This window comes from Pseudomonas sp. GW822-FHT01E03 (genome assembly GCF_058802985.1).
The window spans coordinates 67191-84409 of sequence record NZ_JBXAOQ010000002.1; the positions used below are offsets into that span (position 1 = coordinate 67191).

The window sequence follows — 17219 nt, forward strand, 5'->3', positions numbered from 1 at the left end:
CATCTTAATTACAATCGACGTTCACCGCAGCTATCAGCAACAGAGAGAAACCCTATCGTGAACCTTCGCAAGTATCAGAACCACACGCCGCTGCTGGGTAAAGGCGCTTTTGTCGACGGCTCGGCAGTGGTGATCGGCGACGTTGAAATCGGCGAAGACAGCTCGGTCTGGCCGCTGACAGTGATCCGTGGCGACATGCATCGAATCCGCATCGGCGCGCGCACCAGCGTGCAGGATGGCTGCGTGTTGCACATCACCCACGCCGGGCCGTTCAACCCGGATGGCTTCCCGCTGCTGATCGGCGATGACGTGACTATCGCCCACAAGGTCATGCTGCATGGCTGTTCGGTGGGCAGCCGGGTGTTGATCGGCATGGGCAGCATCGTCATGGACGGTGCGGTGGTCGACGATGAGGTGATCATCGGTGCCGGCAGCCTGGTACCGCCGGGCAAGCATCTGCAAAGCGGCTTCCTGTATGTGGGCAGCCCGGTGAAGCAGATCCGCCCGCTGACCGACAAGGAACGCGCGTTTTTCACCTACAGCGCGGCGAACTACGTGAAGCTCAAGGACCTGCATCTGGCCGAAGGCTACGACCAGCTTTGACCCGGCCCCTTAATCAGGATTCGACATGCATTACCAAACCGTTTTGTTCGACCTCGATGGCACCCTGACCGACCCACGCGAGGGCATTACTCGTTCGATCCAGTTCGCCCTGAGCAAACTGGGTATCGATGAGCCGGACCTGGCCAGACTCGAACACTTCATCGGCCCGCCGTTGTTGCAGGCATTCATGCAGTTCTACGACTTCGATGAAGCCAAGGCCTGGGAAGCGGTGAATTTCTACCGCGAGCGCTTCAAGGTCACCGGCCTCTACGAAAACCGGGTGTTCGATGGTGTCACGCCACTACTGGAAACCCTGAGCGGGCAAGGCCGACAGCTGTACATCGCGACCTCGAAACCGTGGGTGTTCGCCCGGGAAATCGCCCGGCATTTCGATTTTGCCAAACACTTCAAGGTGATTTACGGCAGCGAACTGGACGGCACCCGGACCAACAAGGTCGAGCTGATCGCTCACCTGATGGCCGAAGAAAACCTGGACCCGGCCAACACTTTGATGATCGGCGACCGCAAGCACGACCTGATCGGCGCACGCAGCAATGGCCTGGACGCGGCGGCGGTAGGTTACGGGTTCGGCAGCCATGAAGAGTTGAGCGCCGAAGCGCCGGCGTATCACTTTGAGACGCTGGAAGAGTTGCATCAGGCGTTTTTGCCGAGCTGATCAGGCCGACACAAGTCAACTGTGGGAGCGAGCTTGCTCGCGATAGCGGTGTGTCAGGCACATTGATTGTGAAGGTGCCTCAGTCATCGCGAGCAAGCTCGCTCCCACAGGACTGCGCAAGTCCTCAAGGTCTGGGCGGCGGGGCGAGTTTCTGTCCTTGCTCAACCGCCCAGTTCACCACCTGCGCGGTCAACTGATCGTTCGCCTGACCAAACCCCGCCACCACCGCCGGGACTTGCACATTGCTCAACGGCTGGCGCACTTCAAAGCGGCGGCTGGCGAGGATGCGCTGGTCGTAACTGCGCACCAGCAATGCATCCAGACGCACGACCGCGCTGGCATTCGTGCCCTGGTATTCAGTCTGGAACGCCTGCAGGCTACCGCCCAATTCAAGATCAGTCTGGAAAATGCTGTCATCGGTGCTCAGCAGCGGCACCCGCCCGTCATGCTGGAAACCTTCCAGCAGGCGATTGCGCACCAGCACCGGCGCCGGGTCGCTCCAGCGTGAACTCTTGTAGTGGCTGATCACATCGCCCTGGGGAATTACGGCAATGTTCGGACTGTTCAACGCTTCGCTGGACTGGAATTTGCTCAGGCGCAGCGACCAGCGCTGCGGCGTGCCATGGCTGGCCGATGCGCTCTGGGCCGACGGCAATCGATAGACCTCGAAGGGCTCGGGCTTGGGCAGGATCGAGCACGAACTGATCAATGTGAAGCCAGCGAGGAGGGCAATCCGAATCAGCTTCATGGCGTAAATTCCTTGGTCTTGTCACTGCCCAGCAGGTAACCGCTGGGGTTGGCTTCCAGGCGTGTGGTGATGGTGCGCAACGAACTCAGGGTTTCGCGCATCTCACGGACCGCCGGGCCCAGGCCATTAAGGCCTTGCATGCCGCTGTTGAGCGAATCCTGATTGGCGGTGATCAGTTTGTTGAGGGTGGCGCTGCTCTCCTGCAGCGACTTCATCGCCTGCTCGGCACTGCCCAGCGCTTCCTTGCCATGCTCGTTGAGCAGCCCGTTGGCATTGCGCATCAACGCCGTCGTCTGCTCCAGCATGGTGTTGGCCTGCTTACCCACCGAGGCCAGTTGCTGCATGGTCTGGCGGATATCGCCGCGCTGATCGGCAATGGCCCCGGTGGTTTGCTCCAGGTGCTCCAGGGTGTTGCTGATGCGCTCGATGTTTTCCGCGGAGAACATCAGGTTGGCGTTATGCATCAGCGTACTCACCCCGGCCATCAGGTCTTCGCTGTCATTGAGCAGCCGGGCGATGGGCGAGGGCGAGGCGACGATGGTCGGCAGGTTGCCGTCCTTGCCCTTGAGCGTCGGACTCTGTGGTGTGCCGCCGCTGAGTTGGATGATCGAAGTCCCGGTGACGCCGGTCAGGGCCAGTTTGGCCTGGGTGTCCTCCTTGACCGGGGTATCGCCGGCCAAGCGAATTCGCGCCAGCACCCGGCGCGGGTCTTTCGGGTCCAGGCGCAGCGAGATCACGTCGCCGACCTTGATCCCGCTGTACTGTACCGAGCTACCTTGGGACAAACCGCTGACCGCCTCGTTGAACACGACTTCGTAGTCCTTGAACTCGGTGTCGACACTGGACTTGGCCAGCCACAGGCCGAACAGCAGCGCGGCCGTCACCACAATCACGGTGAACAGGCCGATCAATACATGATGGGCTCGGGTTTCCATGTCAGACCTCGTTGAGCTGTTGGGCGGCCGTCAATGCCGCGCGGCCACGAGGGCCATGGAAGTATTCGTGAATCCACGCATCGTTGGTTTCCGAAACCTTGTCGATGGCGTCCGCCACCAGCACTTTTTTCTGCGCCAGCACCGCCACCCGGTCAGTGATGGTGTAGAGCGTGTCGAGGTCGTGGGTCACCAGAAAGACACTCAGGCCCAAAGCATCGCGCAGGGTCAGGATCAATTGGTCGAACGCGGCGGCGCCGATCGGGTCGAGACCGGCGGTGGGTTCGTCGAGAAACAGGATGTCAGGGTCCAGCGCCAATGCCCGGGCCAGCGCGGCGCGCTTGATCATGCCGCCGGACAGCGACGAGGGGTACTTCTCTGCGGCCGACAGCGGTAACCCGGCCAAGGCCATTTTCACCGCCGCCAGGTGCTCGGCGTCGTTGCGGCTCAAGCCGGCGTGTTCGATCAGCGGCAGGGCGACATTCTCGGTCACCGTCAGTGAAGAGAACAGCGCGCCTTTCTGGAACAGCACGCCGAATCGCCGCTCCACCAGCGAACGCTCGTGCTCGGACAAGGTCGGCAGGTTTTTCCCGAAAACTTTCACCACGCCTTCGCTGGGCTGGCGCAACCCGACAATGCTGCGCAGCAGCACCGACTTGCCGCTGCCGGAGCCGCCGACCACGGCGAGGATCTCGCCCTTGTACAAGTCCAGGTCGAGGTTCTCGTGCACGCTCTGGCTTCCAAAACGGTTGCACAACCCACGGACTTCAATCACCGCCTCGGAGGGCGCTCTGGGGATACGACTCACCAACCCATCTCCATGAAAAACATCGCGGCGATCGCATCCATCACGATCACCACGAAAATCGACTGCACCACACTCGACGTGGTGTGCGCGCCCACAGACTCAGCGCTGCCACTGACCTTGAAGCCTTCGAGGCAACCGATGGCGGCGATGAGGAAGGCGAACACCGGCGCTTTGACGATCCCCACCAGAAAGTGCTGAACGCCGATGTCCGTTTGCAGCAGCGACAGGAACATCGCTGGCGAGATATCCAGCGCCACCGCGCAGACCACGGCACCGCCGATAATCCCTGACAGCATCGCCAGGAAGGTCAGCATCGGAAGGGCGATCAGCAACGCCAGGACCCGCGGCACCACCAGCAACTCCACGGGATCGAGGCCCAGCGTGCGGATGGCGTCGATTTCTTCGTTGGCCTTCATCGAACCGATTTGCGCCGTGAACGCACTGGCGGTGCGCCCGGCCATCAGGATCGCGGTCAGCAGCACACCGAATTCGCGCAGGAAGGCAAACCCCACCAGGTCCACGGTGAAGACGGTGGCGCCGAAAGTGGCCAGCACCGTTGACCCGAGAAACGCCACCACGGCGCCCACCAGAAAAGTCAGCAACGCAACGATGGGGGCGGCGTCGAGACCGGTCTGTTCGATATGGGCGATCATCGGCGTGACGCGCCAGCGCTTGGGACGGAACAGGCCGCGGACGATGGTTTCGATGATCAGTCCGACGAAACCCAGCAGTTGCAGGGTGTCCTGCCAGACAGTGTCCACCGCGCGGCCAATGCGGGTCAGCAACTGAATGGAAACGCTGACTTCCGGCTCCTTGATCGGTACGCAGAAATCGGTCAACGAGCAGTAGACGGTTTGCAGCAACGCCCGATCAGCGGCAGAGAGTGTGCAATCAGGATGTTCGGCAGAACGACCGAGGCGCTCGGAGCCGAGCAGCTCGACCAACAGCGAGGCACCGGCGGTGTCGAGGGCGCCGAGACCATTGAGGTCGATGGGGGTGTTGGCGTCGTACTGGCCGTGGAGTTTTTCGCTCAACAGCTTGAGGTCAGCGTAATGGGCAAGCGTCCAGTCGCCCGTCACCCGCAACCGCGCAGGGGTAATCGAGGAGTCCAATCGGGCGTTGCCGGCCATCGTGCTGCTGATCATAAGCTCCGTGCTTGTTCAGTGATTACGCAGCTCTACGTAATAGCACGAACCGGACTACTTTTCTTTGATCGCTGTGCTGTCCGTGACTTTGAAGCGCAGCACGCCAATGACCTGGCCATCTTCGGTCAGGACCCGAACCTGCCATTTGCCGGCCGGGTTGCCCGGGAAGTTCTGCTTGTGGGTCCAGGCCCGGTAACCTTCCTTGCGCCCGCCACGAATATCCAGGGGGATGCGGTCGACCTCTTTACCGTTGAACTGCCAGACGTGATAAATCCGCTCGTCCAGGCCACGCGGGGCGTTGATCGCGGTGTACGCGTAAAGCCCGCCATTACGGATCTGTTCGGCGCTGACTTCGTCGAGGCTGGCGCCAGGTGTGCGATCCTGCATTTGCGTACTGATGGCCACGTCGGTCATCCACAGCGTCGCCGGCGGCACCCACGAGCGCAGCTCCCAACCAACGGCGCCGATGCCCAGGGTGATACTCAAGATCGCCAGCGCATTGCGCAGGGTACGAATCGGGAAGATCGACGCCAGGCTCGGGAACGACAGCAGCACCGAGATACCCAGTGCCCATTTGAAACTTTGCGCGGTGGTCAGGTGCATGATCACCGGCAATGCGGTGAGCAGCGCGGCGAACAGGGTCAGGGTGTGCAGGGCCAGAAACGCCCAGCGCCGTGGAGCCAGCCACTTGTAGTAGAGCGGGTCGACGATCGAAATCAGCGCCGCGACGCCCAGCAACCCGGTGAAAAACAACTGACCGCTGTTCCACGTCGTGGTGATGAAGAAGAACGGCAGGACAAAGAACAGGCTTTCCTGATGGATCATCTGCGTTGCGTAACGCAACAACGGTTCCGGTATTTCGCGCTTGAAGATGCGCGTGAACAGCTTGGTCAGGCTGTTTTCCAGCATCAGCCAGATCCAGCTGATCAGCATGATGGTGGTGATCCAGCTCGCCAGGCCTTGCTGGCGATCGACCAGAATGAAACTGCCCACCCCGGAGATGAAACCAAAGAGCGCAATGACCCCAGGGTACCGCTTCATCAAATCAAGGATGCGCTGTACGAAAAGGGATAGGTTTTGCATTCGGTGGTTTCACAGTCGTCGTAGGAAAAAACCTCGACAGGGTACCGCTGGTGCGGCGCTGTGGCGAGGGTTCACGATCAGTTACACCACGCAACCTGTAGGAGCGAGCCTGCTCGCGATGAGGCCGGCACATCCAACATTTTCGGCGGCTGACAATCCGCTATCGCGAGCAAGCTCGCTCCCACAGGGAACCGGCAAGGCCTCTCAGTCCGTTGTCACATGGAATGGTTACTTCCTGCGGTGCAAACGCCAGCCCACCAACATCAACACGATCAAGCCCACCCCACCGACCACCAGCCACATCAACTGGTCATAACTGAACAAAGGCTTCTCGATCCGCAAATACCCCGGTTGCAGGAGCAATTCACGCACGGCCTTGTTCGCTTCTTCCAGGCTCACCCCTTGCAGCTCCCGGGCCGGGTTGGTGAAGTGACCGTCCTCGTAGTTACCGATGGCGCTCCAGTAGTAGTCGGCCAACGCGCTGTTGCCTTGTACGGCCCAGGCCTGGCGGGCAATCGCGGCCTGCTTGAGGCGGTTGAAGGTGTCGGCATTGAGGCCGTCCTTGAGCAGGCCGGCCTTCAGTTCCTCGAGTACTTGTTCGGCATCGGCCACGGCGTCGCGCTCAAGGTCGGCGTTGAGGCTCATGAAACCTACGCCGCCGAACACCTCGCGCTCCGCCCACGGGCCGTAGGACAAACCGTGAGCCAGGCGTAACTGGCGATAAAGCGCCCAATCCAGATAGTCCTTGAGCAAATCGAAGGTTTCATCGTGCCCATCCTCCAGTACCGGCTCCGGCACCAGCCAGTGCAACTTGGCGCCGTTGCCGACCAGACTGTGGGTCAAGGTGCGCTCATGGGTGGCGCTGGCCTGGATTTGCGGCAGCGGCGGATGCTCGCCAGGGGTGATCGCTTCCAGCGCGCCATACTCCCGTTCCAGATAGGCTGGCAGCAACTTGTCGAGGTCGCCGACCACGATCAGGGTCATGTTGTTCGGCGCATACCAGTCCTTGCGCACCTGCTCCAATTGTTCACGGGTCAGGTCATCGACCTGCGCACGCTCCGGGCATTTGAGGCCCAACTCCACGGCCAGTTGGTTGCTGGCCGTGTGGCCGAGGTCCTGACGATCGAGCCAGCGCTGCAGGTGCGAGTAGTGGCCGCCGTCTTCACGCTCGACCACTTGCTTGGCCGCTTTGATGGCGCTGTCGTCGAAGCGGGTCTGGGTCAGCAGCGCCAGCAACAGGTCGAGCACCTTGCGCTGGTTTTTTGCCGGGGCTTCGATGACGAAAGTCGTATCGGCATTACTGGTGAACGCGTTCCACTCGCCGCCCAGAGCCTGCATGCTTTCTTCCAGGCCGCCTTCGCCGCTGGCGTCAATACCGCTGAACAACAAGTGTTCCAGCAGATGCGGCAACTCCTTTTCTTCGCACTTGAAATCGTCCAGGCCAACGCCGACCACCAGCCGGATCGCCACATGCCCGTGGTCAGTGCCGGGCTTGAGCAGCAACTGCAAACCGTTGCGCAGGGTGTAACCCTCGACCTGGAAGCGATCCAGGGCGAATGACGGGAGTGAACCTAGCAACAGGCAGGCGAACAACAGACAACGCATAACGAGCTTCCGTACGGCTAGCGTAAGTTCAACAGACTTCAGGCAACTGTGGACGTTCAGGGTGAATGAGTGATGTCACTCAAATCGTCGACCACCAGCGCACCTGTGTCCGATGTTTCCAGCACCACGTAGGCACTGCTGCAAAACAGCGAATTAAGACGCTTCATGTCGGCGATCAGCTCCAGGTGCAACGAACTGGTTTCGATACTTTGCACGATTTTACGTTGCAAGCGGCTGACATGAGCGTGAGCCAGGCGCCGTTCCTGTGCGCGGAAACGACGTTTTTCACGCACCAGCTGGCGGGCACTTTCCGGGTCGCCACTGAGAAACACCGACATCCCGAGCCGCAGGTTGGAAATCAACTGAGTTTGCAGCCCGGTCAATTCGTCCAGCCCCACTTCGGAAAACGACCGGCGCTGCGAGGTTTTCTGCTGCTGGACCTTGCGCAGCATGCGTTCGATCAAGTCGCTGGCCAGTTTCAGGTTGATCGCCAGTTCGATGATTTCCGCCCAACGCCGGCTGTCCTGATCGCTGAGATCTTCCCGGGGCATTTGCGCCAGATACAACTTGATCGCGCTGTAGAGCGCTTCGACATCGTCGGTCAGGCGCCGCATTTCCTGGGTGACGGCGGTTTGCTTTCCGCGCAACACGTCGAGCATGGCTTCGAGCATGTTGTCGATCAGGTCGCCCATGCGCAGGGTTTCCCGGGCTGCGTTGGCCAGCGCCAAACCGGGGGTAACCAACGCCGTGGGGTCAAGGTGTCGGGGCTTGGCCGTACCGTTGGCTAGCGGGCGCTCCGGCAGCACCCAGGCACAAAACCTGGCCATCGGCCCAACACTGGGCAGCAAGATCAGGCAACGCGCGATGTTGTAGAGCAGGTGAAAGCCAATGACCATTTCCTGAGGGCTGAAATCCAGGCCATCGAGCCAGTGCACCAGCGGATCGAGCACTGGAATGATCAGTAAAAGACCAATCAGTTTGTACAGCAGGCTGCCCAGCGCCACTTGGCGCCCCGCGGCGTTCTGCATGCTGGTGCTGAGGAACGCGAGTACGCCGCTGCCGATATTGGCGCCGATCACGAGCCCGATGGCCACCGGCAGGCTGATCACGTTGGCGCCCGCCAGGGTCGCGGTGAGCAATACAGCGGCCAGGCTGGAATAGGAAAGCATCGCGAACAGCGCGCCGACCAGGGCGTCGAGCAGGATATCGCCGGTGAGCGAGGCGAAAATCACCTTCACCCCTTTGGCATGGGTAATCGGGTGCGCGGCCTCAACAATCAGTTGCAGCGCCAGAATGATCAACCCCAAGCCAATGGCGACACGGCCCATCTGCCCGAGTCGGGTCTGCTTGCGCGACAGAAAGAAAATCACCCCGGCAAAAATCAGCAACGGCGACAACCACGACAGATCGAACGTCAGCACCCGCGCCATCAGGGCCGTACCGACATCGGCACCGAGCATGGTGACCAACGCTGGCGTAAGCGCCATCAGGCCCTGGCCGACAAAGGAGGTGACCAGCATCGCGGTGGCGTTGCTGCTCTGGACCATCGCCGTCACGGCGATCCCGGAGAGGAAAGCCAGCCAGCGGTTGGACATGTTATGGCTGATGACATGGCGCAAGTTGGTGCCGTAGACCCGCAGGATGCCGGTTCGGACGATGTGCGTGCCCCAGATCAGCAGGGCCACGGCAGAAAGCAAATTGAGCAGGGTGAGCATAATGACCCCCTGTGGTGTAGCGCCCCAAAGGAGCAAGTTGACGGTACCGCGCGACGTTCTACGTTCTGTACTTAAGCTGTAGTTGGCTAACGGTCTGCGCGCCAGCATCGCATAGCCAAAGACGCGATTGAAACAAAACTGTCATGAAAAGAGCGATCTTCCAGCCACACAAAACACTGTGGGAGCGAGCTTGCTCGCGATGAGGCCATCAGATTCAACTTTGACGTTGACTGACAGACCACCATCGCAAGCAAGTTCGCTCCCACAGGTTTTGCGTATTGACCGCTACCGGGTTACTGGCCCGGAATGTCCTTGCGCAGCTTTACCGGATCCTGCTGTTTCTTCTTTTTCGCGATGGCAGTGCGCATCCTGATGTTGATCGCTTCCACCGCCAGCGAGAACGCCATGGCGAAGTAGACGTAGCCTTTTGGCACGTGCACGTCCAGGGATTCGGCAATCAGCACCGTACCGACGATCAGCAGGAACGACAGCGCCAGCATCTTCAGCGATGGGTGCTTGTCGATGAACTCACTGATGGTGCCAGATGCCCACATCATCACCAGTACGGCCACGATGATTGCCGCGACCATGACCGGTACGTGGGACACCATGCCGACCGCAGTGATCACCGAGTCCAGGGAGAATACGATGTCGATGATCGCAATCTGGACGATGGTGTAGAGGAAGTTGCCGCCCTTGCCCGAAGGCTCTTCGTTGGTTTCGTCTTCACCTTCCAGCGCGTGGTACATCTCTTGCGAGCTCTTCCACAGCAGGAACAGACCACCGAAGAACAGGATCAGGTCGCGTCCGGAAATACCCTGGCCGAATACTACGAACAGGTCCGCCGTCAGGCGCATGACCCAGGTGATCGACAGCAGAAGCAGGATTCGCGTGATCATGGCCAGCGCCAGACCGAAAATCCGGGTGCGCGCCTGCATGTGTTTGGGCATGCGGCTGACCAGGATCGAAATCATGATGATGTTATCGATACCCAGGACGATTTCCAGGGCGGTCAGGGTGAAGAAGGCAACCCAGATTTCAGGGTTGGTCAGCCATTCCATGTGTATTCCTTTGAGCGATTGTTAAACCAAAACGGGCCCGGGCTTCAAACAGCGAAGCCTGGACCCGAAGTGGTGAGTCTTGGGCTTATAGAGTGCTGAACACCGGGAAAGTCCCCAACAGCAGTGCAGCAATCAGTATGCAGATACAAACCAGCACTGCCCACTTGAGAGTGAAGCGCTGGTGGTCACCGAAGTCGATGCCGGCCAGGGCCACCAACAGGTAGGTCGATGGAACCAGCGGGCTCAACAGGTGGACGGGCTGACCGACGATCGAGGCACGTGCCATTTCCACTGCGGTTATACCGTAATGGCTGGCGGCTTCGGCAAGTACCGGTAACACGCCGTAATAAAATGCATCGTTCGACATGAAGAAAGTGAACGGCATGCTTACCAACGCCGTGATCACTGCCAGGTACGGGCCGAGGAAGTCCGGAATCACCGCCAACAGGCTCTTCGACATGGCGTCGACCATCCCGGTGCCGGTCAGGATACCGGTGAAGATACCGGCCGCAAAGATCAACCCGACCACCGCCAGTACGCTACCGGCGTGAGCCGCGACGCGATCCTTCTGCTGTTGCAGGCAAGGGTAGTTGACGATCATGGCGATACTGAACGCCACCATGAACAGTACCGGCAACGGCAGCAGGCCGGCGATCAGGGTGCACATCAGGGCCAGGGTCAGGGCGCCATTGAACCAGATCAGCTTCGGACGACGGGCATCCGGGAACTGCGAAACGCTGATTTCACTGTGGTCGATTTCATCGCCCACCAGGTGCAGTTCACCCAGACGCGCACGTTCACGCTTGCCGTAGAAGTAGGCAATGACCAGGATCGCCACCACACCAGCCAGCATCGCAGGAATCATCGGTACGAAGATGTCGGACGGATCCACATGCAACGCACTGGCGGCGCGAGCGGTCGGGCCACCCCATGGGGTCATGTTCATCACGCCACCGGCGAGGATGATCAGGCCGGCCATGATTCGCGGGCTCATGCCGATACGGCTGTAGAGCGGCAGCATGGCGGCCACGCAGATCATGTAAGTGGTCGCGCCGTCACCATCGAGGGAGACAACGAGCGCCAGAACGGCGGTGCCGACCGAAACTTTCAGCGGGTCGCCCTTGACCAGTTTGAGGATCTTGCGCACGGCCGGGTCGAACAGGCCGGAGTCGATCATCAGGGCGAAGTACAAGATAGCGAACATCAGCATCACGCCGGTTGGCGCAAGCTTGGTAATGCCTTCGAGCATCATCGGACCGATCTTCGGCGAAAAACCGCCGAACAGGGCAAAGATGATTGGAATGATGATCAGGGCGATCAGCGCGGACAGGCGCTTGGTCATGATCAGGAACATGAACGTGATGACCATGGCGAAGCCAAGGAAAGTCAGCATGGGAATACTCCAGGCGTAGCGCGGCTAGGGAATGGGCGGATCAGGCGGGATCAGCGCAGAACGGGAAGCACGGGACGTACGGGCGGAGTTGCAGCGAAGCGGCGGATGGAAGAGGACATCAGAATCACCATTGTTGTTGTTAAATGGGCTGTGCGAGCGATAAAACGCTGGCATTGGCCAACCGGTCTGTTGCCGGTAGTGGGGGCGATCCTAATCGGGGAAGCTTTCAGCCAGCTTTCGCCAATGAAAGCAAGGACCGGATGTGCAACCGATCGTCGGATTGGGTTTCAAGTCCCTGAACACAGGGCGGGAGGTTGAACATGGGCGAGCTTCACACCGGCGGCTGCCATTGCGGGCAACTGCGCTATCAATTCAGCGGGCCGCTGCACGATATCGCCCACTGTCATTGTTCGATTTGCCGACGGGTCAGCGGCGGCATCGTGACTACCTGGATAACCGTGCCGGCATCCGCCTTTCAATGGCTGGCCGGGACGCCGTCGCGGTACGAATCTTCATCCACCTGTGCGCGATATTTCTGCGGCCACTGTGGGGCGCAACTGGCACTAGCGACGCAACTAAGCCCGGAAAGCATCGACTTGACCATCGCCACCCTCGACCATCCTGAGCAAGCACCAGCCGAGCGGCACATCTGGACCGACAGCCGCTTGCCGTGGCTGCATCTGGACGAACATTTGCCCGGCGAGGCTGAAGAAACACTCTGATCAAAAAACAGACAGGTTCAGCGGCCGAATCGCGCCCATCCAGATCGCGTGCTCGGTGTGGTCAAGCAAATCGTCGCCGGTGTCCGGGTGCAGGAACACCACCAGCCCCTTGCGGTTCAGCGCCAGCCACGGCAGAACGTCGCCCAGCACCTGCGGTTCGAACGCCAACTGGCAGCTCCAGTCCGGGTGTGGACCGACCGGGCGCTCGTGCACGCGGCCCATTTTCAATGGAAACAATTGCGCCGCCCGTTCACATAAGGCTCGCGCCTGCGAGATCGTGTTGGCATCGAAATAAACGTGGGCGTGGTAGCCCGTTATCTGCTGCATCTGAATCCCTCTGAAAGTTGTTCGAACCCTCGCCGTTTCCTGCGGGTCAAACGTTATACAGACGCTGGAAAACAGGAAGCCCAGCCATGAAAAATGCCGAAACCCCCGTCGTGAAAGTGGTGCTTTATGGTGCCATGAGTAGCCTGGGCAGTGCGCTGATGGCTGAAATGCTGCGACGCCAGCATGAAGTGATCGCGATTCTCGATGACCTGACGGCGCTGGCACCCCGTCCGGGGCTGCGCACCAAGACTGGCGACCTGTTCGACGCCCAACGGGTCAAGCAGAGTGTGGCCGGCAGTTCAGTGGTTATCTGCTTACTGGACGCACCAGGGTTACCGTTCAATAGCGAACACGTGGAAAAAACCATCGTGCCCGGCCCGGTCGAGCAGGTGCTGGCAGTGGATGCGCTCATCGACGGCATGCAGGCAGCAAACATCGCCCGATTGTTTCTGGTAGGTGATTTCGACGTGCTGGACGACCCGGAAACCGAGGATAGCTTGCAACGTCACGCCGCCGAGGAAATCCGCGAGGCACTGCAAAGCAGTCCTTTGAAGTGGACGCTGGTTAACGAACCGCGCGGGGTACCAGGGCTGACCATCGAACACTTTGCCAACATCGGTGGCAACCCCGAACCGGGGTTGGCTGAACCGCTCAAACGGCTGGCCCGCACTGCCGTGGGCATTGCCGATGAATTGCACCTGAACCTGCACATCGGCGAGCACGTCAACTTCATCGCAACCGACAGTTAAACCGCAATGGACGGCAGCGTCAGGCCGTTGAGCGATTGCGCACTGCAGGCCTGTTCCGCCATCAACCAATCCACAAACTGCTGGATCAATGCTCCGCGTCTTTTGCGCTGGGGCAGAACCACGTAGTAACCCAGCCTCGACATCACCGTTTCGCCGATCGGTCGACACAACAATCCTTGCGCCAGCAAGTTATCCACAAGGTGGCGCCAGCCGATGGCCACGCCCTGGCCGCCAATCGCCGCCTGAATCAGCAAGGTGTAATTATCGAAGCGCAACTGCCCGGGCGCCGGGGGCGAGGTAATGCCCAGCTCGCGGAACACACCACTCCAGTCGAACCAGTTACTGCTGTGTTCCCCACGCAGGTGCAACAAAGGAAACTCCAGCAATGCCTGGGCTGGCAAGGGCAGTGGACGCTCGCTCAACAACTGCGGGCTGCACACCGGAAACACTTCCTCGCTGAACAGCCAATGGCTTTCACCCTGCTTGAAGCGGCCATCGCCGAACAGCACCGCCACATCGATATCGGTACGTAGCATGTTATGGCTGCGTTCACTGGTGACCAGGCTGACATCCACCTGCGGATTGGCCGCGTGAAAGCGGTGCAGACGCGGCATCAACCAATAGGCGGCGAAGGCAAAATCCGTGGCCACCTGCAGCACTTCATGCTGTTGCTGTGCGCTGATTGCGCTCAATCCTGCGTCGATATTCTGCAAACCGAGCTGAACCTGCTCAAAAAGAATCTGCCCAGCCTCTGTCAGTTCGATTCCGCGATAAATGCGGTCGAATAGCCGTGTTGCCAGTTGTTCTTCCAGGCGCTTGATCTGCTGGCTGATGGCCGGTTGCGTGGTGCCCAGTTCAACCGCCGCCGCTGTGAAGCTGCGCTGACGGGCCGCCGCTTCGAAGGCGCGAAGCAGATCCAGTGACAGGTCACCAAGGGCGTCATACATAAGCTGTGCTTATCCTAGTCATTGCCGCGTATGGGCTTTACCACAAGGTGCGAGGGTTTCATTCTCAAAGCCAGCACTCTCGCATAAACATCCACTATGGAATGCCGCGATCACATGAAGCGCAAGAACATTCTTTTCATCATGGCCGATCAAATGGCCGCGCCAATGTTGCCGTTCTACGGCCCATCGCCCATCAAATTGCCCAATCTCAGTCGCCTCGCCGCACAAGGCGTGGTGTTTGACTCCGCCTATTGCAACAGCCCATTGTGCGCGCCATCGCGTTTCACACTGGTCAGCGGCCAATTGCCGAGCAAGATCGGCGCCTACGACAACGCCGCCGATTTCCCCGCTGACGTACCGACCTACGCCCACTACTTGCGCCGCCTCGGCTACCGCACCGCCCTGTCGGGCAAGATGCATTTCTGCGGGCCAGACCAGTTGCACGGATACGAAGAACGCCTGACCAGTGACATTTACCCGGCCGACTACGGCTGGGCGGTAAACTGGGATGAACCGGACGTGCGCCCGACCTGGTATCACAACATGTCATCGGTGCTGCAAGCCGGCCCGTGCGTACGCACCAATCAACTGGATTTCGACGAAGAGGTGGTGTTCAAGGCCCAGCAGTACCTGTTCGACCATATCCGCGAGGATGGCGACCAGCCGTTCTGCCTGACCGTTTCGATGACTCACCCGCACGATCCGTACACCATTCCCAAGGCTTTCTGGGATTTGTACGACGATGCCGATATCCCGCTGCCTACAACCCCGGACCCGCATGACCTCGATCCGCACTCGCAACGTTTGCTCAAGGTCTACGACCTGTGGGACAAGCCGCTGCCTGTGGATAAGATCCGCGATGCCCGTCGCGCCTATTTCGGCGCGTGCAGCTATATCGACAGCAATGTCGGCAAGCTCCTGCAAACCCTCGAAGATACCGGGCTGATCGATGACACCATCATCGTGTTTTCCGGTGACCACGGCGACATGCTCGGCGAGCGCGGCCTCTGGTACAAAATGCACTGGTATGAGATGGCCGCACGGGTGCCGCTGTTGGTCAGCGCACCGGGGCAGTTCGGCGCCCGCCGGGTCAGCGCCAGTGTATCCACGGCAGACCTGTTGCCGACATTCGTCGAACTGGCCGGCGGCTCGCTGGAACCGGGCTTGCCGCTGGACGGCCGCTCGCTGGTCCCGCACCTGCAAGGGCAGGGCGGCCACGATGAAGTATTCGGTGAATACATGGCCGAAGGCACCGTCAGCCCGTTGATGATGATCCGTCGCGGTGCCTACAAATTCATCTACAGCGAAGACGACCCTTGCCTACTCTTCGACGTACGGAATGACCCTCGCGAACTGGAAGAACTCAGTCATTCGCCGCAACATCGCCGGTTGTTCGACGATTTTCTCGCCGAAGCGCGGGCCAAATGGAACATTCCGGCGATTCACCAGCAGGTGCTCGCCAGCCAACGGCGCCGACGCTTCGTGGCCGAGGCGCTGACCCTCGGCAAGCTGAAGAGCTGGGATCACCAGCCGCTGGTGGACGCCAGTCAGCAGTACATGCGCAACCACATCGACCTCGACGATCTGGAACGTAAAGCACGTTATCCACAACCCTGCCAAAACCAATAATGTTAAGGGGAAGTCCATGCAAAGGTTATCCACAGTACTGACGGTCGGGCTCCTGGCTCTGGGCAGTGCCTCGGCGTTTGCCGATCAGAGTTGCGAGACGGTGAAAATGGCCGACCCGGGCTGGAGCGACATCGCCGCGACCAACGCCATCACCGGGTTTCTGCTGGACGGCATGGGCTACAAGGCCAAGGTCGACACCCTCGCGGTGCCGATCACCTTTGGCGGGCTCAAGGATGGCCAGGTCGATGTGTTCCTGGGTAACTGGATGCCGGCGCAGCAGGGCTTCTACGACAAATTCGTCGCAAGCGGCGATGTCACGCAACTGGCAAAGAACCTCGACGGCACCGAATTCACCCTCGCTGTCCCGGACTACGTGTGGGACGCGGGTGTGCATAACTTTGCCGACCTGAACAAATACGCCGACAAGTTCGACCACAAGATCTATGGCATCGGCTCCGGTGCACCGGCGAATATCTCGCTGCAAGAGATCATCAAGAAAAACGATTTCGACATGGGCCAGTGGAAACTGGTCGAGTCCAGCGAGCAGGCGATGCTGGCGGAAGTGTCCCGCGCGGTGAAAAAACAGAAATTCGTGACCTTCCTCGGCTGGACCCCGCACCCGATGAACGTGCAGTTGAAAATGCATTATCTGAAGGGTGGCGAGAAATACTTCGGTGACACCGGCAGCGTGCATACCCTGACCCGAAAAGGTTATGCACAGGCCTGCCCAAACGTCGGCAAACTGCTGACCAACCTGAGTTTCACTCAGGAGATGGAAAACAGCATCATGGCCGAGGTGGTGAACAAGAAGGTCAGCAATACCGACGCGGCCAAGGCGTGGATCAAGGCCAACCCGGCAGTGCTGGATAAATGGCTCGATGGGGTGAAGACAGTGGATGGCAAGGATGCTTTGCCAGCGGTCAAAGCCAAACTCTAAACCAGAGGCGATATGGTCTTTGTGGCGAGGGGGCTTGTCGGACCGCCGCACCGCCCCGTTCGATGGCGAAGCGATCGTAAAACCATTGAATGCGGTCTACCTGATAAACCACATTCAATGGTTTTGGGACGGCTGCGCC

At 59.8% G+C, this 17219-nt stretch carries 17 protein-coding genes; 6 read left to right on the top strand and 11 right to left on the bottom strand.

Annotated elements, in window-relative coordinates:
- Positions 1–57 precede the first annotated feature (57 nt).
- Together AC1RP7_RS03515 and AC1RP7_RS03520 are read left to right on the top strand one after the other, a co-directional pair.
- Positions 58–603: a gamma carbonic anhydrase family protein gene (locus tag AC1RP7_RS03515; RefSeq protein ID WP_150812651.1), complete on the top strand. Its 546-nt coding sequence runs from the start codon at positions 58–60 to the stop codon at positions 601–603.
- A 25-nt stretch (positions 604–628) separates the two neighbouring features.
- Positions 629–1279, top strand: coding sequence for an HAD family hydrolase (locus AC1RP7_RS03520; RefSeq protein ID WP_349735882.1), 651 nt, complete (start codon positions 629–631; stop codon positions 1277–1279).
- 124 nt (positions 1280–1403) lie between these two features.
- Here the strand turns inward: AC1RP7_RS03520 and AC1RP7_RS03525 are convergent, their stop codons facing one another.
- The 9 genes from AC1RP7_RS03525 to AC1RP7_RS03565 all read right to left on the bottom strand — a co-directional run bounded on the left by AC1RP7_RS03525 (position 1404) and on the right by AC1RP7_RS03565 (position 11769).
- Positions 1404–2027 (bottom strand): ABC-type transport auxiliary lipoprotein family protein, encoded by a 624-nt coding sequence (locus AC1RP7_RS03525; protein WP_493181448.1) that lies wholly within the window; start codon positions 2025–2027, stop codon positions 1404–1406.
- Positions 2024–2962 (bottom strand): MlaD family protein, encoded by a 939-nt coding sequence (locus tag AC1RP7_RS03530; RefSeq protein ID WP_493181447.1) that lies wholly within the window; start codon positions 2960–2962, stop codon positions 2024–2026. The genes AC1RP7_RS03525 and AC1RP7_RS03530 overlap by 4 nt, the downstream gene beginning before the upstream one ends.
- A 1-nt stretch (position 2963) precedes the next feature.
- Entirely contained in the window at positions 2964–3767 is an 804-nt protein-coding gene (locus tag AC1RP7_RS03535) for an ABC transporter ATP-binding protein (protein WP_057712625.1), read from the bottom strand.
- Positions 3764–4912 carry an ABC transporter permease gene (locus AC1RP7_RS03540; protein ID WP_150812654.1) on the bottom strand — a complete coding sequence of 383 codons (1149 nt, stop codon included), beginning with the start codon at positions 4910–4912 and terminating at the stop codon, positions 3764–3766. Before AC1RP7_RS03540 ends, AC1RP7_RS03535 begins: the two co-directional genes overlap by 4 nt.
- Before the next feature lie 54 nt (positions 4913–4966).
- Positions 4967–5995 (bottom strand): DUF5924 family protein, encoded by a 1029-nt coding sequence (locus AC1RP7_RS03545; RefSeq protein ID WP_057712627.1) that lies wholly within the window; start codon positions 5993–5995, stop codon positions 4967–4969.
- A gap of 228 nt (positions 5996–6223) precedes the next feature.
- On the bottom strand, positions 6224–7600 hold the full coding sequence (locus AC1RP7_RS03550) for a M16 family metallopeptidase (RefSeq protein ID WP_493181446.1): 1377 nt from the start codon (positions 7598–7600) through the stop codon (positions 6224–6226).
- Positions 7601–7656: 56 nt separating this feature from the next.
- Positions 7657–9315 carry a Na/Pi cotransporter family protein gene (locus AC1RP7_RS03555; RefSeq protein WP_090452300.1) on the bottom strand — a complete coding sequence of 553 codons (1659 nt, stop codon included), beginning with the start codon at positions 9313–9315 and terminating at the stop codon, positions 7657–7659.
- Between the two features lie 293 nt (positions 9316–9608).
- Positions 9609–10376: a TerC family protein gene (locus tag AC1RP7_RS03560; RefSeq protein WP_218494541.1), complete on the bottom strand. Its 768-nt coding sequence runs from the start codon at positions 10374–10376 to the stop codon at positions 9609–9611.
- Between the two features lie 85 nt (positions 10377–10461).
- Positions 10462–11769 (bottom strand): CitMHS family transporter, encoded by a 1308-nt coding sequence (locus tag AC1RP7_RS03565; RefSeq protein WP_008045759.1) that lies wholly within the window; start codon positions 11767–11769, stop codon positions 10462–10464.
- 320 nt (positions 11770–12089) lie between these two features.
- On the opposite strand from AC1RP7_RS03565, the gene AC1RP7_RS03570 reads away from it, so the two are divergent.
- Complete coding sequence (locus AC1RP7_RS03570) at positions 12090–12491, top strand: GFA family protein (protein ID WP_349735879.1); 402 nt, start codon at positions 12090–12092, stop codon at positions 12489–12491.
- On the opposite strand, the gene AC1RP7_RS03575 is transcribed toward AC1RP7_RS03570, so the two are convergent.
- Positions 12492–12818: a DOPA 4,5-dioxygenase family protein gene (locus AC1RP7_RS03575; RefSeq protein WP_154860835.1), complete on the bottom strand. Its 327-nt coding sequence runs from the start codon at positions 12816–12818 to the stop codon at positions 12492–12494. It lies immediately after the preceding gene.
- Between the two features lie 86 nt (positions 12819–12904).
- Between AC1RP7_RS03575 and AC1RP7_RS03580 the strand changes: the two genes are divergently transcribed.
- A complete protein-coding gene (locus AC1RP7_RS03580; RefSeq protein ID WP_090452294.1) occupies positions 12905–13567 on the top strand; it encodes an NAD(P)-dependent oxidoreductase in 663 nt (220 codons plus the stop codon).
- Here AC1RP7_RS03580 and AC1RP7_RS03585 read toward each other — a convergent pair.
- Positions 13564–14514, bottom strand: coding sequence for a choline sulfate utilization transcriptional regulator (locus AC1RP7_RS03585; protein WP_057712634.1), 951 nt, complete (start codon positions 14512–14514; stop codon positions 13564–13566). The two genes, AC1RP7_RS03580 and AC1RP7_RS03585, sit on opposite strands and share 4 nt — an antisense overlap.
- A 114-nt stretch (positions 14515–14628) precedes the next feature.
- Here AC1RP7_RS03585 and betC point away from each other — a divergent pair, with 114 nt between their 5' ends.
- Positions 14629–16143 carry a choline-sulfatase gene (gene betC, locus AC1RP7_RS03590; RefSeq protein WP_493181445.1) on the top strand — a complete coding sequence of 505 codons (1515 nt, stop codon included), beginning with the start codon at positions 14629–14631 and terminating at the stop codon, positions 16141–16143.
- 16 nt (positions 16144–16159) lie between these two features.
- Positions 16160–17080 carry a choline ABC transporter substrate-binding protein gene (gene choX / locus AC1RP7_RS03595; protein WP_057712636.1) on the top strand — a complete coding sequence of 307 codons (921 nt, stop codon included), beginning with the start codon at positions 16160–16162 and terminating at the stop codon, positions 17078–17080.
- Positions 17081–17219 lie beyond the last annotated feature (139 nt).